At 61.0% G+C, this 22,289-nt stretch carries 18 protein-coding genes; 6 read left to right on the top strand and 12 right to left on the bottom strand.

The window, feature by feature from the left end; all coding sequences use genetic code 11:
• Positions 1–117 precede the first annotated feature (117 nt).
• Positions 118–1,482: a TolC family protein gene (locus JKL48_RS01595; protein WP_201977699.1), complete on the bottom strand. Its 1,365-nt coding sequence runs from the start codon at positions 1,480–1,482 to the stop codon at positions 118–120.
• Positions 1,483–1,773: 291 nt separating this feature from the next.
• Between JKL48_RS01595 and JKL48_RS01590 the strand changes: the two genes are divergently transcribed.
• A complete protein-coding gene (locus tag JKL48_RS01590; RefSeq protein ID WP_201977698.1) occupies positions 1,774–3,909 on the top strand; it encodes a sigma-54-dependent Fis family transcriptional regulator in 2,136 nt (711 codons plus the stop codon).
• A gap of 8 nt (positions 3,910–3,917) precedes the next feature.
• On the opposite strand, the gene JKL48_RS01585 is transcribed toward JKL48_RS01590, so the two are convergent.
• The 7 genes from JKL48_RS01585 to JKL48_RS01555 form a co-directional block, all read right to left on the bottom strand.
• The gene (locus JKL48_RS01585) at positions 3,918–4,400 is read right to left on the bottom strand and encodes a DinB family protein (RefSeq protein ID WP_201977695.1); all 483 of its coding nucleotides are present in this window, start codon (positions 4,398–4,400) and stop codon (positions 3,918–3,920) included.
• A complete protein-coding gene (locus tag JKL48_RS01580) occupies positions 4,393–4,833 on the bottom strand; it encodes a DoxX family protein (protein WP_201977693.1) in 441 nt (146 codons plus the stop codon). Before JKL48_RS01580 ends, JKL48_RS01585 begins: the two co-directional genes overlap by 8 nt.
• Positions 4,834–4,968: 135 nt before the next feature.
• Positions 4,969–7,857, bottom strand: coding sequence for a DNA polymerase I (gene polA, locus JKL48_RS01575; protein WP_201977691.1), 2,889 nt, complete (start codon positions 7,855–7,857; stop codon positions 4,969–4,971).
• A 95-nt stretch (positions 7,858–7,952) separates the two neighbouring features.
• A complete protein-coding gene (locus JKL48_RS01570) occupies positions 7,953–10,343 on the bottom strand; it encodes a hypothetical protein (RefSeq protein WP_201977689.1) in 2,391 nt (796 codons plus the stop codon).
• An 89-nt stretch (positions 10,344–10,432) separates the two neighbouring features.
• The gene (locus tag JKL48_RS01565; protein WP_201977687.1) at positions 10,433–11,617 is read right to left on the bottom strand and encodes a DUF4249 domain-containing protein; all 1,185 of its coding nucleotides are present in this window, start codon (positions 11,615–11,617) and stop codon (positions 10,433–10,435) included.
• Between the two features lie 2 nt (positions 11,618–11,619).
• Positions 11,620–14,388: a TonB-dependent receptor gene (locus JKL48_RS01560; protein WP_201977685.1), complete on the bottom strand. Its 2,769-nt coding sequence runs from the start codon at positions 14,386–14,388 to the stop codon at positions 11,620–11,622.
• Between the two features lie 67 nt (positions 14,389–14,455).
• Positions 14,456–15,208, bottom strand: a complete 753-nt coding sequence (locus JKL48_RS01555; RefSeq protein ID WP_201977683.1) for a hypothetical protein — start codon at positions 15,206–15,208, stop codon at positions 14,456–14,458.
• A 273-nt stretch (positions 15,209–15,481) separates the two neighbouring features.
• On the opposite strand from JKL48_RS01555, the gene JKL48_RS01550 reads away from it, so the two are divergent.
• Together JKL48_RS01550 and JKL48_RS01545 are read left to right on the top strand one after the other, a co-directional pair.
• Positions 15,482–16,225: a DUF4197 domain-containing protein gene (locus JKL48_RS01550; protein WP_394368840.1), complete on the top strand. Its 744-nt coding sequence runs from the start codon at positions 15,482–15,484 to the stop codon at positions 16,223–16,225.
• A gap of 41 nt (positions 16,226–16,266) precedes the next feature.
• Positions 16,267–16,872, top strand: coding sequence for a 3'-5' exonuclease (locus JKL48_RS01545; protein ID WP_201977678.1), 606 nt, complete (start codon positions 16,267–16,269; stop codon positions 16,870–16,872).
• 60 nt (positions 16,873–16,932) lie between these two features.
• Here the strand turns inward: JKL48_RS01545 and JKL48_RS01540 are convergent, their stop codons facing one another.
• The gene (locus tag JKL48_RS01540) at positions 16,933–17,646 is read right to left on the bottom strand and encodes a LytR/AlgR family response regulator transcription factor (RefSeq protein ID WP_201977676.1); all 714 of its coding nucleotides are present in this window, start codon (positions 17,644–17,646) and stop codon (positions 16,933–16,935) included.
• Positions 17,647–17,848: 202 nt separating this feature from the next.
• On the opposite strand from JKL48_RS01540, the gene JKL48_RS01535 reads away from it, so the two are divergent.
• The gene (locus JKL48_RS01535; protein WP_201977672.1) at positions 17,849–18,265 is read left to right on the top strand and encodes a hypothetical protein; all 417 of its coding nucleotides are present in this window, start codon (positions 17,849–17,851) and stop codon (positions 18,263–18,265) included.
• Positions 18,266–18,267: 2 nt separating this feature from the next.
• On the opposite strand, the gene JKL48_RS01530 is transcribed toward JKL48_RS01535, so the two are convergent.
• Positions 18,268–19,641 carry an FAD-dependent oxidoreductase gene (locus tag JKL48_RS01530; protein WP_201977671.1) on the bottom strand — a complete coding sequence of 458 codons (1,374 nt, stop codon included), beginning with the start codon at positions 19,639–19,641 and terminating at the stop codon, positions 18,268–18,270.
• A 191-nt stretch (positions 19,642–19,832) separates the two neighbouring features.
• On the opposite strand from JKL48_RS01530, the gene JKL48_RS01525 reads away from it, so the two are divergent.
• Both JKL48_RS01525 and JKL48_RS01520 read left to right on the top strand, forming a co-directional pair.
• Positions 19,833–20,090 carry a hypothetical protein gene (locus JKL48_RS01525; RefSeq protein WP_201977670.1) on the top strand — a complete coding sequence of 86 codons (258 nt, stop codon included), beginning with the start codon at positions 19,833–19,835 and terminating at the stop codon, positions 20,088–20,090.
• A gap of 684 nt (positions 20,091–20,774) precedes the next feature.
• Complete coding sequence (locus tag JKL48_RS01520) at positions 20,775–20,918, top strand: hypothetical protein (protein ID WP_201977669.1); 144 nt, start codon at positions 20,775–20,777, stop codon at positions 20,916–20,918.
• Here the strand turns inward: JKL48_RS01520 and JKL48_RS01515 are convergent.
• A complete protein-coding gene (locus JKL48_RS01515) occupies positions 20,915–21,511 on the bottom strand; it encodes an alpha-ketoglutarate-dependent dioxygenase AlkB family protein (protein ID WP_201977668.1) in 597 nt (198 codons plus the stop codon). The two genes, JKL48_RS01520 and JKL48_RS01515, sit on opposite strands and share 4 nt — an antisense overlap.
• 10 nt (positions 21,512–21,521) lie before the next feature.
• Positions 21,522–22,205, bottom strand: a complete 684-nt coding sequence (locus JKL48_RS01510) for a hypothetical protein (RefSeq protein ID WP_201977666.1) — start codon at positions 22,203–22,205, stop codon at positions 21,522–21,524.
• Positions 22,206–22,289 lie beyond the last annotated feature (84 nt).

Raw genomic sequence — 22,289 nt, 5'->3', positions numbered from 1 at the left:
GGCCCGTCATGCTGAGCGCAGTCGAAGCATCTCTACCGTAGTAGTAATTAATTAGTATTGAGGTAGAGATGCTTCGACTGCGCTCAGCATGACGTTCAACTGTCGTCGTTCTAATGCTTATTGCCAAATCTGCTCGCCGGTGGCGCGGCGCAGCTGGTACTGGCCCAGCGTGTAGTTGTACTCGGCCTGCACCAGGGCCAGGCGGGCCTGGGCGAGCTGGGTTTCGGCGTCCAGCACGTCGAGGTTCTGGCCCACGCCGTAGCGGTACCGGTCGCGGGCTTTGCTCAGGGCCTCGGTGGCCTGGGCTACCTGCTGCTGCGCGTTTTCGTGGCGGGCCTGGCTGAAGTCCATGTTGTTGACAGCCTGGCGCACATCGGCCCGGATTTGCTCCTGCGTGTCGGCGGTGCGGGCCACGGCGGCGCGGGCATTGGCGGCCGCTTCCACGCGCTGCTTCTTGTTCTTGTTGCCGTCATAAATCGGCACCGACAACTGGATGACGCCCACCGTGTTGAAGCGAATGCGGTTGATGTCGGGCAAAATGTAGCCGTTTTTAGCACCGGCCTGCACGCCCGCGCCCAGGCTGGGCATGTTGCTCTTCTCGATGAGGCGGGCTTGCAGGGCAGCCGTGTTTTCGGCGTCGCGGGCCAGCTTCACCTCGGGGCGGTTGTTGCTGGCTTTGGCTACTTCGGCTTCAATATCTACAGGCTGCGGCTCGTAGGTGAGGCGGCCTTTCACCGGAATGTCGGCGTTGGAAGGCTTGTGCAGCAAGCGGGCCAGTTGCACCTGCTGGTTGCGCAGCTGGTTCTGCAGGTCGAGCTTGGTGTTCTGGGCCTGCGTGATGCGCACATCGGTGGTGGTCACGTCGAAGCGGGTGCTCACGCCGGCCTGCACGCGCTTGTTCATTTCGGCGCGGTGGGCTTGTAGCGAGGCAATCTGCTGGTCCTGCACCTTGATGCTTTCGCGCATGAACAGGATGTTGTAGTACACCTGCGCGGCATTAAAGGCGAGGTCGCGGCGGGCTACGTTGATGTTGTCCTGCGCCGTTTGCACCTGCGACTCGGCTACTTTCACCGTTGCCTCGTTCTTGCCAAAGTCGAACAGCAGGTACTGGGCCGTGAGGTGAAAGTCGTAGTTGTTATTCGGCGCAAATTGGAGCGTTTCGCCATTGAACGGCAGCTTCACCACCGGGTCGATGCGGGTATAGGTGGCCGTGCCCGTTACCTGCGGCAGGAAGCCGGCCCGCGTCTGGCTCAGGCGGCTGGTCGAAGCATTGGCCAGCTCGGTGAGGTTGGTAATGCTGGGGTTGGCGTCGAGCACGGCTTGCAGCGTCGCGCCAAGAGTCAGGGAGTCGCTGGCCAGGCCAATGGCCTGGGAAGCCGCCGGTACGCCGGGCTGGTTTTGCGCCAGAGCCGGCTGGGCCAGCAGCAAGCCGCCGAACAGCGACAAACCGGCAAAGCCCAAGAGGTGTTGATGAGAAAACATAAGGCCAAGTGGCATAGGGTGTGCCCCGCCCTTACCGAAAGGCATGCCACCCCAGCCGCTGTTACTTTTTTTTGTATTTACTAGCTGAATAACAATTAATTAAAATTATTTCGAGCCTAGATAAAGTATGGCTGTTAGTTAGTCGTCTAACTTCATATTCCTCAAATAGCAGGAATCACCCTACTTTTACTCCTGTTATTTAAGGAAAATTTGTTGTGCGGTTCGCTTTCGCTGGCCGTGAAAAACTTGCCAAATCATTAGTCCCGGCAAGCGAAAGCTACCGCACTGCCCATGCCGACCACTGACGAAACTCTGCTGCTGCACCTCAACGAGGCCATCGCCACGATTCGCGATAAAGACCAGTTGTTCAAGGTTGTCACGACCAAGTTGCGGCTCATTTTTCCCTTCGACCTCATCGGCATCAACGTGTTTGATGAGGAAGTAAAGCAGAAGCGCCTGTTCCTGCGCGACTACTACGGCACCGACGAAGCGCCGCCCCTGCCGCCCGGGGCCGACTACTTTTCGCCCATTGCCGGCTCACCGCTCGAAAAACTGGTGGCCAACCCGCGCGTGCAGCAGTTCACGCCGCAACAGTACCTGGCCGATTATCCGGAGTATGCGGCGTATAAGAAGATGACCCACCTGGGCGTCACGCACCTCACGGCGGTGCCGCTGCACATCGGCGGCCGCCTCACCGGCTTCATGACGCTGGCCTCGCGCCGCACGCCCACCTTCACGGCCGCCGACGAAAAGCTGCTGGAAAAAATTGGCTCCCTGATAGCCATTGCCGTGGCCAACACGCTGGCCTTCGAGGAAGTGGCTCGGCGCGAGCAGGAGCGGACCCTGCAGCTCAACATCACCAATGCCCTGCTCAGCATCAAGCAGCGCGAGCCGCTGTTCCGGGCCGTAGCCGAGGCGCTGAGCCGCGTGGTGCGGTTCGACTACTTTGGCTTGCGGGTGCAGCGGGCCGGCCGGCAGGAGCCGTTCGAGGGGTTCGCTGAGTTTTCGCGCTCCGGCGAGGGGCCTGATGCGCCCCTGCTGGCCCTCGACCCCAACCGCCAGTACGGCCTGAACCGGCTCGACGCTTCGGCCATGTATCACCAGCTGAGCGACTTGCTGAAGGTGCCCGGCCTTTATGCGGCCGATGACTTCCGGGCCCAGGCCCAGCGCTACCCGCTGCTGCGGTATGTGTACGAAGAGTACGGCACGCGCGCCATGCTCATTGTGCCCATCTGGCAGCGGCCCGATGGCGCGGCCGTGCTCATGCTGGCCTCGCCCAACCCCACGGCCTTCCGCCCCGAAGACCTGGCCACCGTACTGGCCCTCACGCCCCAGATTGCGCTGGCCCTCGAAAACCTCTTCGCCTTCGAGCAGATTGAGGAATTGAAGGCTCAGGTAGAGCAGGAACGCACCTACCTGGTTGATGAAATCAACACCTCGGCCCGCTTCGGAGCCGATTCGGGTACTTTTATTGGCAGCAGCCCGGCCTTGCAGTTGGTCGAGCGCCGCATCGGCCTAGTGGCTCCGACGGACACCACGGTATTGATTTCGGGCGAAACCGGCACCGGCAAGGAACTGGTGGCGCGGGAGCTGCACAACGCTTCGCCGCGCCACGCCCGCGCCCTCATCAAACTCAACTGTGCCGCGTTGCCCGCGCAGCTGATTGAAAGCGAGCTGTTTGGCCACGAAAAAGGGGCTTTTACCGGGGCCGTGGAGCGCCGCATCGGCAAGTTCGAACTAGCCAACGGCGGCAGTATTTTCCTGGATGAAATCGGCGAATTGCCCCTCGACCTGCAGGCCAAGTTGCTGCGCGTGCTGCAGGAGCGCGAGTTCGAGCGCCTGGGCGGTACCAAAGTGCTGCATTCCGACGCACGGGTCATTGCCGCCACCAACCGCGTGCTGGCCGACGAAGTAGCTGCCGGCCGGTTCCGGGCCGATTTATACTACCGCCTCAACGTTTTTCCCATCGAGCTAGCGCCCCTGCGCGAGCGCCGCGAAGACATTGAGCCCCTGCTGCGCCACTTCATCCAGCGCCTGAGCAAGCGGCTGGGCAAGCCCGTCCGGCAAGTGCGCCCCACCGATTTGGCCGCGCTGCAATCGTATTCCTGGCCTGGCAATATCCGCGAGCTGGAGCATGTGCTGGAGCAGGCCATCATTGTGAGCCAAGGCCCGTTTCTGGAGTTTGCGGGCTTTGCCGGGGCGCCGCTCATGATGGCTGCCACCGCTGCGCCCGCGCCCCAGCCCGAAACGCCCATCAAGACGCTGAAAGAGCAGGAGCGCGACCATATACTCGCCGCCCTCACCCGCACCGGCGGCCGCGTCAGCGGTTCGCAGGGGGCCGCCGTGCTGCTGGATATCAACCCCAAAACGCTGGAAGCGCGGATGAAAAAGCTGGGGATTAAGCGGATGGTAGGGGTAGAGGCGTGAGTGAATGTCTATTTCCAAGCCTTCAGCAAGCGCCTGATGAGGATGATTTCGCCGGTGTGGTAGGCGTTGTGGTCGGCAATGAGCATGGCCTCGCGCAGAATGGTCTGGCCGGTGCCGTGGGGTATTTTGGCCAGCAGGTCGGTGCCGGGGGCGTGCAGCAGGTGGAGGAAGCGCTGCCGGTTCTGCCGGATGTGGTCCAGGGCTTCCTGCCATTGGTCTTCGTCGGCGGTGGCATCGGGGGCGGGCCAGTAGCCCTCCGGCCATTTCGGCGACTCGTGCTCCGGCTCGAGGCAGAATTCCACAATGTCCCACTGCGCGATGCGGACGTGCTCGACCAGCTGCCAGATGGTGTAGGGCACGTCGGGCACGCGCTGGTTCCAGATTTCGGGCGTCAAATCAGCGCAGGCGTCCTCGAAAGTAGTGTGGGCGTTGTCTTTGGTGAGCAGGCTGGTTAATTCCGCCAGCATGGCTTTCTGATGGGGCCTATCCATTGGCATTCTGGCGTTTCGGTTTCGTTAGGGGCTGCAAAGCACCGGTCGAATACAGGGCCGCGCCCATCAGCACGGGCTGGAAAAAGAGCCGCGCCAGCCGCTTGGCATCGGTATCGAGCCCGAAGGCCGAAATGCGCTCGGTGTACTGGTGCACGTTGCCGGGAAATACCGCTGCGTAGAACGCGGCCAGCCCAATGCCCATGCGCCGCCGGTTTTTGCCCTTCAGCAACAGCAGCGCGAGTCCCAGCCCGATTTCGACCACGCCTGAGGCCAGCACGGTGGTGTCCTTGTCGCCGGGCACAAAGTCGGGCACCTGGGCCTGGAATTCGCGCCGGGCAAAGGTGAGGTGGCCGGTGCCGGCAAAAACCATGAACGTGCCCAGTACGCCCCGGGCGACGTTTTGGAGCGTGGTGGTGTGGGGGCGGTGCGGCATGGCGGGCGTAAGTGGGTGAAATGGCTATACGGCCTGCGGGTAGTTGGAGGTGTGGCAAAGGGGCAGGAATAGAGGAACGGTCGTGCTGCGCGCAGTCGAAGCATGCCCGTTCCTCTTATTCCTCTTGGCTATGAGTTAGTGCGCCTCCAACCAGTTTCGCCCCGTGCCCACTTCCACTTCCAGCGGTACACCGTGGGGCAGCAGCAGGGCGGTGGTCATCAACTCCTTGATTTTGGGGGTGATGTACTCGACCTCTTCCTGCACGGCGTCGAACACGAGTTCGTCGTGCACCTGCAGAATCATGCGGGTCTGGAGTTTCTCCTCGCGCAGCCAGTGGTAGATGTTAATCATGGCCATCTTGATGATGTCGGCGGCCGTGCCCTGAATGGGAGCGTTGATGGCGTTGCGCTCGGTGTAGCCGCGCAGCGTGGCGTTGCGCGAGTTGATGTCGCGCAGGTAGCGGCGGCGCTTGAGCAGCGTTTCGGCGTATTCCAGCTCGCGGGCGCGGTTGATGCTGTCGTCCATGAAGGCCTTCACCGAGGGGAATTCCTGAAAGTAGGTCTCGATGATGTCGGTGGCCTCCTTGCGGCTGATGCCGATACGCTGGGCCAGTCCGAAGGCCGAAATGCCGTAGATGATGCCAAAATTGACGGTTTTGGCCTTGCGGCGCATCTCAGCATCTACCTGGTCCATAGGCACCTTAAATACCTTACTGGCGGTGCTGGTGTGCACGTCCTGACCCAGGCGGAAGGCCTCAATCATGGTTTTATCACCCGAGAAATCGGCCATGATGCGCAGCTCCACCTGCGAATAGTCGGCCGCGAGGAGCACGTGCTGGTCGTCGCGCGGCACGAAGGCTTTGCGGATTTCGCGGCCCTTCTCCGTGCGGATGGGGATGTTCTGCAGGTTGGGGTTGGTGCTGCTGAGGCGGCCGGTGGCGGCCACGGCCTGGTTGAAGTTGGTGTGCACGCGGCCATCGGCGGGGCTCACCAGCTGGGGCAGGGCCTCTACGTAGGTGCTGCGCAGCTTGGTGAGCTGGCGGTATTCGAGGATGAGGGCGGCAATGGGGTTGTCGGCCGCGAGCAGGCTGAGCACTTCCTCGCCGGTGGCGTACTGGCCGGTTTTGGTCTTCTTGATTTTGCCCTTGCCAATGTCCATCTTGTCGAACAGCACCTCGCCCAGCTGCTTCGGCGAGCCGATATTGAACTCCTGCCCGGCCTCGCGGAAAATCTGGGTTTCCAACTCCTTGATGTAGCCTTGCAACTCGGCCGAGTACTCGTTCATGGCGTTCGAATCAATCCGAATGCCCTCGTATTCAATGCTGCTCAGCACCGGCACCAGCGGGTTTTCTACGTCGTTGAGCAAGCCCAGCAGGCCGAGGTCCTTCAACATGGGCTCGAAAACGTGCTTGAGCTGCAGGGTCACGTCGGCGTCTTCGCAGGCGTAGTCTTTCACCTGGGCGGGCGGCACGTCGGCCATGGTTATCTGCTTCTTGCCCTTGGGGCCGATGAGCTCCAGAATGCTTACCGGCGTGTAGTGCAGGTAGGTTTCGGCCAGCACGTCCATGTTGTGGCGCATGTCGGGCTCGATGAGGTAGTGGGCCAGCATGGTGTCAAACAGCGGCCCGCTCACCTCCACGTTGTAGTGGCGCAGAATGGTGAGGTCGTACTTGATGTTCTGGCCAATTTTGAGAATGTGCTCGGCCTCGAAAAAGGGGCAAAACTCGTCCACAATGGCCTGGGTGGCTTCCTGGTCGTCGGCCGGCACGGGCACGTAGTAGGCCTCGCCCGGCAGCCAGCAGAAGCTCAGGCCCACCAGCCGCGCCGTCATGGTGTCGAGGCCGGTGGTTTCGGTGTCGAAGCTGACCTCGGCTTGCTGCAACAGGAAGCTCAGCAGCGACTTGCGCAGCTCGGGTGTGTCCATCAGGTGGTACTGGTAGGGCACGTCCTCCAGGCGTTTGCGCGGGCCGGCGGGGGCGCCGTAGCCAGCCGTTTCGCCTTCTTCGGCGCCAATGGCCACGGCCTCATCGCCGGGGTTGCCAAAGAGCGAGGCCTGGCCGCCGGGCGCCGGCTTGGGCCGGCGCGTGGGCGTGCTGCCGGGCGCGGCCACGCGGGCCGGCGTGCGCTCGGGGCCGCCGCCCAGGATGCGGGCGGCCAGCTGCCGGAACTCCAACTCGTCGAACAGGTCGCGCAGCGTGGCTTCGTCGGGCGCGTCGAGCACCAGTTTTTCGGGCTCGAATTCCAGCGGCACGTTCACGTGGATGGTGGCCAATTCCTTGCTCAGCAGGCCCTGCTCGGCGAAGTTGCGCACGTTTTCCTGCTGTTTGCCCTTGAGCTCGTCCACGTTGGCCAGCAGGTTTTCCACCGAGCCGTACTTCTGAATGAGCGTCTTGGCCGTCTTTTCGCCAATGCCGGGAATGCCGGGGATGTTGTCGCTGGCATCGCCCTGCAGGCCCAGAATGTCAATCACCTGCTCCACGCGCTCAATCTCGAAGCGGGCCAGCACGTGGGCCACGTCCAGAATTTCGGCCGCGTTGCCCATGAAGGCGGGGCGGTAAATTTTGATGTGGTCCGTCACCAGCTGGCAATAGTCTTTGTCGGGCGTCATCATAAACACCTCAAAGCCCTGCTTTTCCGCCTTCTGCGCCAGCGTGCCGATGACGTCGTCGGCCTCAAAGCCGTCCATCATCAGAATGGGAATGTGAAAGCCCTGAATGATGCGCTTGATGTAGGGAATGGCAATGCCAATGTCCTCCGGCATGGCCTGGCGCTGGGCCTTGTAAGCGGCAAATTGGTCGTGGCGGAAGGTCTTTTTAGGCCCGTCGAAGCACACGCCAATGTGGGTGGGCTTTTCCTTTTGCAGCACTTCCACCAGCGTGTTGGTGAAGCCCAGCACGGCCCCGGTGTTCATACCCTTGGAATTGATGCGCGGGTTTTTGCTGAACGCAAAGTGCGAGCGGTAGATGAGGGCAAAGGCATCGAGCAGAAAGAGCTTCTTGGGGGCGGTGGGAGCGGTATCGGTCATGGTACGAAAGTACGGTTGCGGAAGGCAGATGGTCGAAAAAAGGCCCTGCTATTCCCGAATAGCAGGGCCTTTTCAAGGCTGTGCACGGCTGTTTTTTACAGCGCCGGCTTCACGTCCAGCACGAAGCTGTGGCTGCCGGCCAGCCCGTTGGCTGCCAGGCCTTGCAGCACCACGAGGTAGCGGCCGGTTTGGTCGCCGGTGTAGAAATCCACGGTTTTGCCGGCCGCCCCACTGGTGCTGAGGTTGGGGTTCCAATAGAGCAGGTTGCGCAGGTCGGGCAGGCGGCTTTTGGCAGCCTCGGGCGTGTCGTAGCGCGGGGCGTAGAACTCGCGCTGGCGCTGCACGCCGTCGTATTGCTGCACCAGCGCGTGGGCATCGAGCGGGAAGCCTTCGAGGTCGCCTTTGTAGGTAGTGAAGCCCACAATGCCGTTGTAGATGGCGCGGCCGTGGAAATAGCGGCCATCGATGACGTCCAGCTTCTGAATCTTGAGCGGGTTCATGGCCATTATTTTGTTGATATTGAACACCGGTACGCCGTCGAGCAACACCATGGGGGTTTCCTGCCGCACGATTTTGTTCAGCCGGTCCACCACCAACAAGTGAAAGCCGTCTTTGCGAATGCGAACAACGACGCCCGGCACGTACTCACGCAACACCTCTTCCATTACTTTGAAACGAGTGTACTTGTCCAGCAAATACGTCTCGTCCGGCTTGCCATAGAAGGCCATACTGTCTGTGGGTTCGGGGGCGTAGCGGTTGCGGTACTTGCCCATAAACACGTTCTGCACCTGGGCCTGCACATGGCGCTTGGCATAGTCGGGCTGGAAACGTGCCGACAGCCCGAAGGGCGGCAGCGCCGCCGCCGCAAATCGCGTCGAAAACGGGTCGAACACCGTGAGTTGGCAGGTGCTGTCCTGGGCCGGGTCGGTTTGCAGAATGATTTCGCGCGGGCCGGTAAAACGGCTGGGTTCAAACCACACCAAGCCCTGGGCATTGCTTTCGGCCGTGCTAAGCCGGGTGATGCGACTCGGCGAGGCCAGGTAAGCCAGCACACCCTGCCGGGGCAGGTGGGTGCCCACCTGCGCAAGGCGCGCGGCTATGATGGGGCCGTTGGGCTCGGCCAGAAATTCGAACGGTTTGGCAGCCAGCACGTCTTCCCACCGAAACCGGCTCCAGCCCTGCGTCAGCATCAGGTTATCGGTGGCTTCGGCCGCTTCGGGGCCGGTGGCCGTGAAGTAGTCGTCCACATTTTCTACTGCGCCCCGCACGTCAGCCAGCAACCAGAGGTAGCGGTCGATGGCTGGTCCGGGCCGGGCCGCTAATGAATCGAGCCGGTACACGGCCATCGACAGGTTGGCGGGCAGCGGCGCTTGCTGGTCGGTCGTCGTAAGGGCCAGGCTCACCTTCTCGCGGGTGGTGTACTGGGCCTTATCAGGGCGCACGGAAATGGCCAGCTGCGGCGGTGGGGGCTTAAAATAGAGCCGCTCGCACACGGGCTGCTGGTTGGCGTTGAACAGCGTGAAATGCGACACGCCTGCCAGTAGTGCACCTTTATTCACCACAAGCGTGGCCTGGCCATTCACCAGCTGCAACCGGGTGGCCAGGGCCGTTTGCTGCCGCGAGTGGCCCAGCAGAAACACGGTTTCGGGTTGGGTGCTGCTGGCGTGCACCGTCAGGGTTAATTGGTCGGGGCCGGTGTTGTCCAGGCGCAGCACGTAGCCTTGCTCAAAGGCCGGCGGTAGCTTCCGGGTGATGACCTGCCGGGTGGCCAGCGTGACCACGGCGGAGTAGGTTTCCGGGCCCGCCGCCGGAGTGAAGTCGAAAGCTCCCATGCCCAGCCGCAAGGTTCTGAACGTGGCCACCACCGCCCCACTCTGACTCACTACCTTGCCCGTAGCGGCCATGCCCCGGCCCGCCCGGTCCGTCACCTGAAAGCCAACCCGGCTGCGCAGGCCCCGCACCAGGTTGCCGCCTTCCGGAAAAAAGCGGGCCTCGGAAGTGGCCGAGGAATCCTTGCTCGCCGCTCCGGAAGCCGTGAACGTGTTAATGACCGTGACCGAACAGTGGAAATAGGCCTCGGGGCTGAAGTTTTTCATCCAACTCGTGTAGGCCCGCACCGTGTAGCTGCCTGCCGCCAGCGCGTTGGGGAGCACGAAGGAGCCCTGCCCGGTGGCGTGTTGCAAGGCCACCTTGCCTTGCAGCACCGGGTGGTTGCCGGCGTCCAGCACTTCCACGTAGGCCACGCTGCTCAAAGTCAGCGGCCGGGCGGAAGTACCGTCCACCGCATAGACCTTAAACCACATGGTTTCGCCGCAGAGGTACGCCGGCCGGTCGAGGTGCAGAAACAGCTTTTCGTGCGGGCCCCGCTGCTCGTACTGGCGCAGCTTGCGCGCAACGCCGCCCAGGGTGTCCAGTGGAGTTTGGGCGGCTGCGGTGCCCACCGTGGCCAGGAAAAGAACCAGCCCAAGGCAGGTGCGGAAACGCATAAGCAAAGAAGTAGGAAAGGCGGCAGAAAAGCGGCTACGCATACATCGCAGGGTCAAGAAAAAGCGGGTAAAAAGCCTTTGGCTAGCGGCTAGGGCCAGTAGCTGGGCTTCGTAGAAGCGCCACGGGTGCGGCAGTCGACGCAGTCGCGCGATTTGGCGGTATAGGCCAGCACTTTAGCGCCAGTGGCCGCGTAGATGGGCATAATGGGCAACAAACCGGTCGCGGGATTGAAGGTTGACGCCAGAATCTCGGCCGGAGTAGGGGCAGGCGGAGGCGGGTACAGGGAAACGGTATCGGGCGGTTGACAGGTTTCGTATCCCGATAGGGTATGCCAGTTGCTAGGCAATTCTTGAGGAGTGATAAAAATCCGTTTTTCCGTGACCGAATGCGCCCCAATGAATCCCAGAGTCAAGTCGGTTGGACTGCTGAGGCAGCGCACGTTGCCGGTAAGCTGGGCCGGCTGCGGGTCGAAGAGCGAGCCAATGCTTTCGGTGTTTTTGCGCAGGAGCTCCCAGTAGTCGTATTCCGGTTTGGTGAGCGCGTGCTGCTGAACCAAAATACTGTACCGCACATGCAATTGCTCGGAGTTGAAGGCCAGCTGCCGCAGCCGGTAGTTGGCCACCACATCCTGGGTAAGGGCCGTGGTTTTGAAAAGTTGCAGAGCGGAAGAGTGCGTATTGCCCCAGCAAATGCTTGGAAATGACACCACAATGGGCCGCATGGCATTGCCAACGTATTCTACCGATGGGCTGTAAACAGGATGTATCTCCCAGGTTTCGTCGGTTTCCCACCGGTAGTACTGCGTGGTATTGGTGGCATCGTGGGCGTTCACGTAAATACTCAGCCCACTGTTTTCGGCCTGCCAGTTCACCCCATCAATGGGCGGTGTGATTTTTACCGGCACGTAGTCAGAGGCATACTCTTTGCCCGCTAAGGTATTGAGATGTAGCCGGTACTTGCGCGCCGGGTTCAGCGTGAGGAAGGCCGAGGTATAGGTACCCGCCGGGCTTTCGCGAAGCAGCGTGCGCGTGCCGGCCTCGTCCTCGATGTACACCGTGGCCTTGGTTTCGGTGGGCGGCGTGGCTTTTGAGGCAATGGCAAACGTGCGGGAGAGCTTTATCGTGCTGATGCCCAGCGGGTTTAAATAGCCGTCTACCACCAAATAGCTTGGCGGTGAGGTCACCGCTTCCGGCATATAGGGGTCGGTGCAGGCGCCCAGCAGGGCCAGGCTCCAGGGCAACACCCGCCGAACCAAAAAAGAAAACACACGCATCTTTAGAATTTGAAATTGTAAGTGACGGTCGGGATGGGCTGGCCGAAAATGGATAACTGATAACCCTTGATTTGCCCATTCACCGACTTGAAATAGATGGAATAGGGATTGCGGCGGCCAGTGAGGTTATACACCCCCACCGTCCAGGAGCTGTGGGCCAGCTTTTTCACCTTGTGGCTGCCCTCTATGTTGAACGCTAAGTCGACGCGGTAGTAGTCGGGCACGCGGTACTCGTTGCGGTCCGAGTAGTACACGCGCAGCGAATTGCCAAGGTAGTATTTGGCCAGCGGCAGCGTAATGGGGCGGCCCGTGCTGTAGTTGAAGTTCAGCGACGTGCTGAAGCGGCGGCTGAAGCGGTAGTTGCCCACCAGCGTCACGTCGTGGGGCTTGTCGAAATTGCTGGGGTAGTAGTTGCCGCCGTTCACCATGTCGGAGGTGGTGGCCGCGTTCACCTGCACCAACGAGCGGGAATAGGTGTAGCCCACCCAGCCGTTGAGCTTGCCGGTGAGCTTTTTCACAAAAAACTCCACCCCGTAGGCCTTGCCTTCGGCGTTGATGATGTCGGTTTCGATGTGGTGGTTGAGCACCAGCGTGGCCCCGCTCTTGTAGTCCACAAAGTCGCGGAGTGTCTTGTAATAGGTTTCAATGGAAAACTCAATCGTGTTCGCCTTGAAATTGCGGTAATAGCCGATGGAGTACTGGTCGCCCACCTGGGGCCGGATGTTGTTGTCGCTCAGCTTCCACACGTCGGTCGGCGACACCGAGGCCGTGTTCGTGAGCTGGTGAATGTACTGGCGGGTGCGGGTGTAGCTTGCCTTTACCGACGAGTTGTCGCTGAGCGAGTAGCGCGTCGAGAGGCGGTATTCCGGGCCGTGGTACGTGGCCAGCACCTTGTTCGAGGCGTACCGGACCGTATCGATGATGGTGGCTTCGGAGCGCGCCTCGCCGGGGGCGTACTGGTACACCTCGCGCGGCCCCAGCGCCTGAAAAAACGAGTAGCGCAAGCCGACCGACACCGAAAAACGTGGCGTGATGTCGAACTTGTCCGATGCATACAGGGCGCTTTCCAGGGCTTTTTCCTGCCCCAGAATGTTGGTTTTTATCAACGACTTCGCGCCCAGCGGCGTGAAGCTGCCCGGCGCAATGTCATACAGCAGCGAGCTGGCGCCAAAGTCGACGGTGTGCCGCGCGTTGGGGAAGTAGCTGAAATCGGCCCGCAGGCCGGTCTGGCCAATGGCGTATTTGAGCTGCGAAGCCGTCACCTCGTTTTTCGTGGTGGTTACGTCGTAGGCGTAGTGGCTGTAGGTGCCGGTCAGCACGCCGTAGAGCTGGTTGGTGAAGTTGTGCCGCCACTTCAGGGTCGCCGTCTGGTTGGTGTAGTGGTAGGTGGTGTCGCTGGCCAGCCGGAACCGGTCGGAGCTGAAATAGCCGGTGGCGTAGAGCGAATTTTTCTCGTTGAACTCGTGGCTGATGTGGGCCGTGATGTCGTAGAACGCGGCCGAGCTTTGCGCGAAGTTCTTGTCCGAGAGCTGCTTCAGAATCCAGTCGGAATAGCTGGCGCGCCCGCTCACGATGAACGAGCTTTTGTCTTTCACCAGCGGGCCTTCCAGTGTGAGGCGGCTGGTGAGCGGCCCGATGCCGCCGGAGCCGGCCAGCTTTTTCTTGTTGCCCTCGCGGGTGGTAATGTCCAGCACCGACGCCAGGCGCCCGCCGTACTTGGCCGGAATGGCGCTTTTATAGAGCTCCACGCCCTGCAAAATATCGGGATTGAAGGCCGAGAAAAAGCCGAACAGGTGCGAAGGGTTGTAGATGGTAGCATCGTTGAACAGAATCAGGTTCTGGTCGGTGGCGCCGCCGCGCACGTTGAGGCCGGTGCTGCCTTCGCCCACGGTTTTCACCCCCGGCAAGGTCATGATAACGCGCAGAATATCGGTTTCGCCAAAAGCCGTGGGTACCTGGCGCATGGTTTTGATGTCCAGCTTCTCCAGTCCCATTTGCATGCCCGATACGTTCTTGTCCTTTTCGGCCTCAATCACCACTTCCTTCAGCGTCACGATGTCTTCCTCCACCTCAATTTCCAGCTTGCCATCGCCGCGCAGCACCACCTGCCGCTTGGTGTTTTTGATGCCCACGCCTCGGATTTTTAAGTCGTAGCGGCCCACCGGCAGCGTCAGCGAAAAGTAGCCAAACGGGTCGGTGCTGGCCCCGATGTTCGGCGACTCGGAGTAAATGGAAGCCCCAATCATGGGCTCGCCGGTTTTCTGGTCGCGGATGTGGCCGGCCAGCGTGGCCTTGCCGCTTCCGCTGCCCGGCCCCCCAATCTCATACACTTTGTATTCCGATGCACTCACGAGGTGTGAGCGGCCCGGGGTGCCGGCTTCGGTGGGGTCATCGGCCAGGGCAGTGCCGGGGCCGGCCGCCTTTGCATCATAAAATTCGCCGGGCAGCGTGGGGTTGATGGCCGCGCCGGCCGTCACAAACACGCGGTTCTCATCGTCGATGGCGAAGCGGAAATTCGTGTTCTGCAGGGCTTTGTAGAGCACGGCGCGTAGCGGCTGCGCCTGCGCCTCTACCGTCACAAACAAACTATCGACTGTCTTGGGGTCGAAGTAAAAGTGAAAGTTGGTCTGGGCTTCTACCTGGGTCGCAAACTGCTCGAAGCGCAGGCGGGTGAAGGTGCCGGTGATGGTTTTCTCGGCCTGCTGCCCGTAGCCGGGCAAACACAGCAAGCCAAAACAAAGCGCGAAAATGGCCCGGTAAATATGTTGCATAGAGGCGGGTAGGAAACGGCGGAGAGGGTGAAGCCGGCGGCAGAAGCCAGCCACTGATGGGGACGGGCTAACGGACGGTGAGGGTGTTGTAGTAGGTGGCCAGCGCCACGGCCGAGGCTTCGCGCTGTGCCCGGCTGAACCGGAGCCGGTGCTCCTGCAAGTAACTGGCAACTTCCTTGCTGTGGTCGGCAAACAAGCGGACAATGGACGACTTGCTGCTGACCGGATAGTACTGCCCCGCTTTGCAGAGAAACAGCCGGTCAGCGGACGAAAACTCGACGTCGATGGCGCGCTGGTTCAGGTGCTCCTGCATGCGCTTGGTGCGCTTGGCCAACACCTGCACCGGCTTGTCGACCAACACTTCGTAGTAACCGGTGCGGATAACCTTGCCCGAAGAACTGTCGGCTACCAGCCGTACGAATCGGTGGCTGCCAATAGAAAACGCCTGCACTTTTTCGTTGATGAGCCGCAGGGTAAGCGGACTGTTTGGCGGGGAAAGCACCACTTGGTCGAGCACCAGGTCGTAAGCCAGCGGGACATTGGCAAAACGGTGGTCGTTGTAGTCCACGCTGCCGGCCTGCATTTCGGGCACCCCAAAAAACTGGTGGCCGGTGCGGGCGTGGTAGCGCTTGGCGTAGTCCAGGTATTCGGGCCCGTTCAACAGCTGTGGGTGGCTTGCGAAGGCACGGGCATACGGCTGTTGCGCCGCCGCAACCGAAGCCGATAAGTCAACATCGGCACCGGCCACCTGGCTGAAAGCTGGCCGTGTAAGTGCCAATGAGCACCCCAAAACAATAGCGGCAACGTGAAATGCTTTCATAGCAAGGAAGGATACCAAAGGCTTAAGGTTCTGCTAAGCTATAACTTCCGCGCAAAACTGTGGCGCTGAAGTTTTTATTCTATATAGCCAATGCCGCATAACCGGGCCTGGCGCCAAGCCGCCCAACCGATGAATGCGGGGCACCGGTCGCCGGAGGTGCGCCAATGGTCGATAACAGGATAATGCCCGGTGGGTCGCGGTTAGGTTTGCACTCCACAATGCTGCTGGTGATTACAAATGCGGCATTGATTTGCCGTTCGTTTATCCTCTTATGTGATGAGAAAACCTGTTTTCCTGCTGTTGCTGGCATTGTCGGCCGTTTCATTATCCGCTTCGGCGCAGTTCACGCTTCCCAAAATCGGCAACGTCAAGCTGCCCACCGTGGGCAAAACCGGTACTGCCGGCACCGGCGGCGTTTCCAATACCGAAGCGGCCAATGGCCTCAAAGAAGCCCTCATCCAGGGCATCAGCAAAGGGGCCGACCAAGCCTCCCAAACCGATGGCTTCAACCTGAATTCGCTCATTCGCATCCCCTTCCCGCCCGATGCCCAGAAGGTGGCCACCCGGCTGCGGGCCATCGGCCTGGGCAGTCAGGTCGACGCCTTTGAACTCAGTTTGAACCGCGGGGCCGAGGACGCCGCCAAAAGCGCCAAGCCCATTTTCCTGAATGCCATCAAAGGCCTCACCTTCACCGATGTGTGGAACATTCTGAGCGGCCAGAAAGACGCCGCCACCCAGTACCTGAAACGCACCACCACCGGCCAGCTCACCACGGCCTTTCAGCCCATCATTCAGCAAAGCCTCGACAAAGTGGGCGCTACCAGATACTACACCCAGCTGAGCACCACCTACAACAAGCTGCCGCTGGTGCAGCCCGTGCAAACCGACCTTAACCAGTACGCTACCGGCAAGGCCATCGACGGGTTGTTCACGCTCATTGCCCAGGAAGAAGCCAACATTCGCCAAAACCCCGTGGCCCGCACCACCGAGCTGCTGAAAAAAGTGTTTGGCGGCTAAGGAGTGCGGCAGCCGGCGGCCCGGGTTCGTACTTTGCCACCATGCGCTACCTTTCCCTCGACCTCGAAACCTCCGGCTCCAACCCACGCCGCCACCAGGTGCTGGAGCTGGCCGCCGTCATCGAAGACAGCCGCCGCCCCCTGCCGCTGGCCGAGCTGCCGAGCTTTCGGCGCGTGGTGCGCCACCCCGAATACGTGGGCACGGCCGGCGCCCTGGCACTAAACGCCCGCCTGCTCGAGGAACTGGCCCGCAAAGATGCCAATCCTGAGCTGTGCACGCCCGACGAGCTGTTGCCCCAACTACGGGAGTTTCTGCTGGCGCACGGCTTCAAACCCGACAAGCAGGATTGCGTGGCCGTGACGATGGCCGGCAAAAACATCGCCGTTTTCGACCTGGGCTTCCTCAAAGAATTGCCGGGGTACGGGGCTCTCGTGCGTGCCGAGCCGGCCATGCTCGACCCGGCCGCCTTCTACCTCAACTGGCACAAAGACTCGCGCCTGCCCACTCTGAGCATCTGCAAAGCCCGCGCCGGCCTGGGGCGTGACGTGGCCCACGAAGCCCTGGCCGATGCCCTGGACGTGGTGCAGTTGTTGCGCCCGTTCTACGAGCTGCCGGGGTATAAGCAGCTAGCAGAGCCAAGAGGTTAGAACCAAGAGCCCAGAGCCAAGACATTGTTTTCCTCACGTCTTGGCTCTGGGCTATCAATATTAAATCCGCTGCAAGCTCTTATAAAATCCTTCCTGGTAGGACTTGCCGATGGGCACAAAATGGCCGCCGCGCAGGTTGGCCGTGTTGTCCTCAATGGATTCGATGTGCTGGCAGTTGAGCAGGTAGCTGCGGTGTACCCGCACAAAATTGGGAAACACCGCCAGCCGGTTTTCGAGCGCCTTGAGGGTGGTGTACACAATGTATTTGTGCTTGGCCGTGACGATGTTAACGTAGTCCGACAGGGCCTCTACGTACAGGACTTCGTCGAAATTGATGCGCACCATGCGGCTGTTCACCTTCACAAACAGGTCGGCATTGGCCGGCGCATCGGTGGGGCTGGGGGCCGGCGGGGCCGAGCTCTGGCGGGGCTGCACCCGCTGCACGGCCTGCGTGAAGCGGGCAAAATCGAACGGCTTCACCAGGTAATCCGTCACGCGCAGCTCAAAAGCATCCACGGCAAAGTCCTGCCGAGCGGTGGTGATGATGACTTCGGGCGGGTCGGTGAGCACCCGCAACAGCTCCAAGCCGCTCAGGTGCGGCATCTCAATATCTAAAAACAGCACATCGACGCGGTTGCCTTCCCGAAAGAAAGTGAGGCCGGCAATGCCATCGGCCAGCGAAGCGACCAATTTCAGATTGGGCGAAAGCTCAACGTAATGTTCGAGAGTCAGACGATTGATTTCGTCATCATCAATGATGGCGCATGTTAACATAGAAGGAGGGGAAGAGCATAGTGCGCTAAGCGGCTAAACTAGCAAATTGTTCATTCGCCGACATAAAGTAACCACTTAGTGGGCAAAATTCGACAATTAGACTTCGCCAGGCATACGGTATGAATCTACGGTTTAGCTTTGTTTTCCATAAATATCACAGCCTGAACTAGCTGTTTGGGTTCTACTTCTTCGTTCCGTTATCATGCGTTTTAAGCAAATTGTAGGGCCCCTGGCAGTCCTGCTGGCCAGCAGCACCTTTGCCGGAGCTCATCACCGGCCCAAAGCCCTAACCGCCGCCGAAGACGAAGCCCGCAACGAAACCGCTGCCCCGAGCTTTGCCCCGCAGGTGCGCGAAGCCGGCCGCATTGCCGCTTACCTGAGCGATGCCCTGGTGCTGAGCAATGTGCAGCGGCACGCCGTGGCCTGCTACACCCTGGCCGAGCGGACGGCACTGGCGCTGGCCGCTACCACCGCCACCGCCACCCTGGTCCGGCACGAATACCTGCTGGCCATCCACAGCGTGCTGACGGCCAGCCAGCACAACACCTACGCCGTGCTGCGCCAGCAGCTGAACGGCACCGCCTTTTCCCTCGACGGGACAGAACTGGCCCTGCGCTAGGCCTAACGGCCCATTTCCTGCTGCACCAGCGCCTGCACGGCGGGCGTGTCGTAATCGGCCTCGGTTTGGATATGGGGCATGAGGCGGGCCATGATGGCATCCTGGCGCTGACCAGCGGCCCAGGCCTCGGCGTAGGGCGTGTGCGAAAACGTGACCTGCGAGTAGAGCGGCGTCCAGCGGCCAGGGAATTGGGCCGAAATTTTGGCTTCCAGCTTCTTTTGGAGCAGGAAGCGTGGGTCGGCCACCCGGTCGCGCATCTCCACGAAGTTGTACACGGCCAGGTCGGCCATGGCGTCGTTGTTGGGCTTGCGCTGCTGCTGAAACTCGGCAAAAACCGCGGCCCAGTCGGCGTCGCCGTGCTGGTCGAGCAGCTCGTTGAGCACGCTGCAATCCTCGAAGCCGGCGTTCATGCCTTGCCCGTAGAAAGGCACGATGGCGTGGGCCGCGTCGCCGAGCAGCAGCACATCGTCCGCGTATTTCCACGGGAAACAGCGAATAGTGACCAACGAGCCCGTGGGGTGCTCAAAAAATTCCTTGGTCAGGTCCGGCATCATGGGCACGGCATCCGGAAAAACGCGGGTGAAAAAAGCCGTCACATCGGCCGGCGTTTGCAGGGCCGCGAAGCTCTCGGCTCCTTCGTAGGGAAAAAACAGGGTGCAGTTGAAAGAGCCGTTCAGGTTGGGCAGCGCAATCATCAGGTACTGGCCGCGCGGCCAGATGTGCAGGGCGTTTTTCTCCAGCTGCCAAGCTCCGCCGGGGCCGGCCTCGATGGTCAGCTCCTTGTAGCCATACTCCAGGTATTCCTGCGAATAGTCGTAGCGGTCGGTGCGCTGCAAGGCGCTGCGCACCGCCGAAAAGGCCCCATCGGTGCCAAACAGGCGGGTATATGGCACGTGGTGTTCCTGCTGCGTAGCAGTATCCAGCAGGTGCAATTCCTGCTTTTTGAGGTCGATGCCGAGGCATTGCTGGCCGAAATGCAATTCCACGCCGGTCTGGGCTTCGGCCAGGTCGAGCAGGCGGCGGTTGAGGTGGCCGCGGTTTACCGAATAGATGGCCTGGCCCTCGTGGCCGTAGGGCTGGCGCGTCAGGTTGCCGTGCACGTCGTGCATCACGCGGCCGGTCATCGGAATGCATACCTGGCGAATGTCGTTGGCCACGCCCACGCCGCCCAGTGCCCGCCAGCCGCGGTCCGACAGGGCCAAATTGATAGAACGGCCTTCCTGAAACCCGGCCCGGCGCGGGTCGGCGCGGCGCTCAAATACCCGCACCGGATGGCCGCGCCGGGCCAGATACAGCGAGAGCAACGAGCCCACCAAGCCGGCCCCCATCACGGTGAGGGGCTCGGCAGTAGGCGGCAAGGGCGAGGAGGAGGACATGCGCGGGAAAGCAAACAACGGTGGTGGGGCAGCGAAACTACAACGGCGCTGGCGCTTTGGCTGGCCCCGGCAAATTCCCGTCGTTGCTTGGGTTGCACTCAGCGAGTATTTTATATGACTAGTCGGAAAAACCCCCATGCAGGCAACCCGTGGCGGACCTTTGACGAATTAGAACTAAACTACTTTCTGCTATGACGCATTTCCGATTCCGTTACAAGCGCGTAGGGTACATGCGGTGGCGCTGCCGCACCGCCAGCCGCCGCGCTATTTTAATAGTGCTACCCCTGACAGCGGCTGCGCGCTTTAAACCAAGCACCGCCGCCTGGCGCCGCACAGTGCCGGTATTTGTGCCCATCCAGGTACCTTCTCCCGTCCTGGTGGTCGGCGATTTTGTGGTGGGCGAAGAAGCCGACCCGCAACTGGTGGGCCACCCCGATATCCGGTACTAACCCAGGCTGTGGGTGCCGTGAGGAACCAGGAAAGCGGCACGAAAAGCAAGCAAACTGTCACCGGCCCACCAACTCTTGAGGCAGCGCCTAACGCCACCGGTTTCCTGCCTGTCATACAGAACCGGCGCCCCAGCAGGGGCCACCACCGCCCCGCAGCGCCAGCTAAGTGCTCGACGGGATAGAAAAAATGACAGTCCAAACTCGTCCCGACCAGTAAATGGCCGGGATTTTTTTATGTCTGCCAAACGAGCTTTTTGCCACTGAAGCTGTTTAGAAAGTCAAAATCGTTGTCATCCTGAGCGCAGCGAAGGACCTTATCACGTCAGAATAGGCGTTGTTCTGACGTGATAAGGTCCTTCGCTGCGCTCAGGATGACAGACGTGTAGGCAAATCAGACTTTCTAAACAGCTTCACTGTCTGGGCTAGAAAAGGCCGTTTCAGTTTTTCAACAATTAGCTGATAAATCGAAGCTGAACCGTATCGGCAGCTTGGTACGCTACTTGTAAACAGTCGAGTGCCGCAGCGTTGCAACGCTGACTACGGTTGAGTTTAAATCGTTCTTTTCACTCTTTTCGTTCTCAGCTTATGTTTCGCAATGCCCGTTTTCCCCGGTCCAAGAAAAAGCCCGTTGCTCCCTTGGCCGAGCAGCCTCCCGCTGACGAGCCTCCGGCCGCTTTCCGTGGAGTGAGCCGAACCCTGGAGGCGCTCAAATATGCCCCAGCGCCTTTGCTCGAATACGTAGCCGTTTCTGTGTTACGGGTGGGCGACTACGAAGTGGGCGCGGGCTTTTGCCCCCGCCTGTGCGGGCACCCCGGCATTCGCTACTAGCCGGCGCTGGCCACCAGCCGGAACGTCAGGTTCAGGCGCGGGCCAATGGGCTTGGCCGTTTTGGGCAGGGCGTGCTGCCAGTGCTGCTGGGTGGCCCCGCGCATGAGCAGAAGGCTGCCGCTGGGCAGGTCGATGGCAAAAGGAGCGGCCGCCAAGCCTGCGCGGGGCCGCAGCCGAAAACGGCGCGTAGCGCCCAGGCTGAGCGAAGCAATGGTGGGCGCTGGGCCGAGCTCAGGTTCGTCGTCGGCGTGCCAGCCCATGCTGTCATGGCCGTTGCGGTACAGGTTCAGGAGCACGCTGTTGAAGCGGGCGCTGCTGGCAATTTCAATGCGCTGGCGTAGCGCTGCCAGGGCTGGCAGCCAGGGCCGGGGCTCCCAGCTGAGACCGGAATAGGTGTAGCGGGCAGCCGCGTCGCCATACCAGGCGGTGAGGCGCGGCTGCGGAATTTCCTGCCCAAACAGGCGGATGGCCCGCTGCTCCCAGCCGACTTCGGCGGTGAGCTGCGCGAGCAGGGCATCGGCCTCCGGGGCGGGCATAAAAGCCGGGTCGAAAAGCAGGTCGGCCTGGGGCCGAAGCAGGGGCAGCAAAGCCATAAGTATCCGCTTAGCGCGCCATCATTTTCTCCATTTCCTGGCGCACTTCTTTGGGCTGTTGCTTTATGAGGTAGGGCGTGAGCTGTTTCAGGCCCCACATTAGCAGCATGCACACCAAAATGGGCATCAGCACGCTCCGGTTGCGGAAAGGCGTGGCGCCCACGTAACGCGGCCAAAACCACAGCACGTAGGCCAGCGCCGCTGGCAGGTTGAACAGCAGAATGCCCCACACGGGATTCAACCCTTGCTGAAAGACGGCCCAGTTCACCAGCGTTGACGCCACAAACAGGTAGGCAATAATGAACAAGGCCAAGCCCAGCGTGGCCCGCTTTTTCCCGAGTCGGTACAGATTCATGCACATCAGCACCCCGCCCGTGAGCATGGTGGAGGTGGGCAGCATGGAAAACAGCATAATCGTGACCGGCGAATACAGCGCCGGGCTTGTAGCAGGGGCCACTTCCTCGGCCGCTACGGTGCGCAGGCGCTCGGCCTGGGCGGCTTCCTCCTGAAAACGCCGCGCGGCGGCTTCGAGCCCTGGGCGTAGCGCGGCTTCTTCTGGCGCCGGCTGGCCGCGGCGGCGCAACTCGTCAAGCGCAGCCAGCACGGCGGCCTCGCGGTATTGGCCATGGCCGGTCACGTATTCGCGCAGGGCTGCGTCGGTTTTGAGCAGCATCTTGGCGGCGTAATCTTCCATTAGGGAGGGTTAAGAGGTGAGCGTTAAAAATTAAGAAGGAAATGAATACGAGTTGAAATTGACTGCTGGAGAACCCAGCCGGCG

Source organism: Hymenobacter rubidus (assembly GCF_016734815.1).
GTDB lineage: Bacteria > Bacteroidota > Bacteroidia > Cytophagales > Hymenobacteraceae > Hymenobacter > Hymenobacter rubidus.
This window is presented reverse-complemented; position numbering and strand designations above follow the sequence as displayed.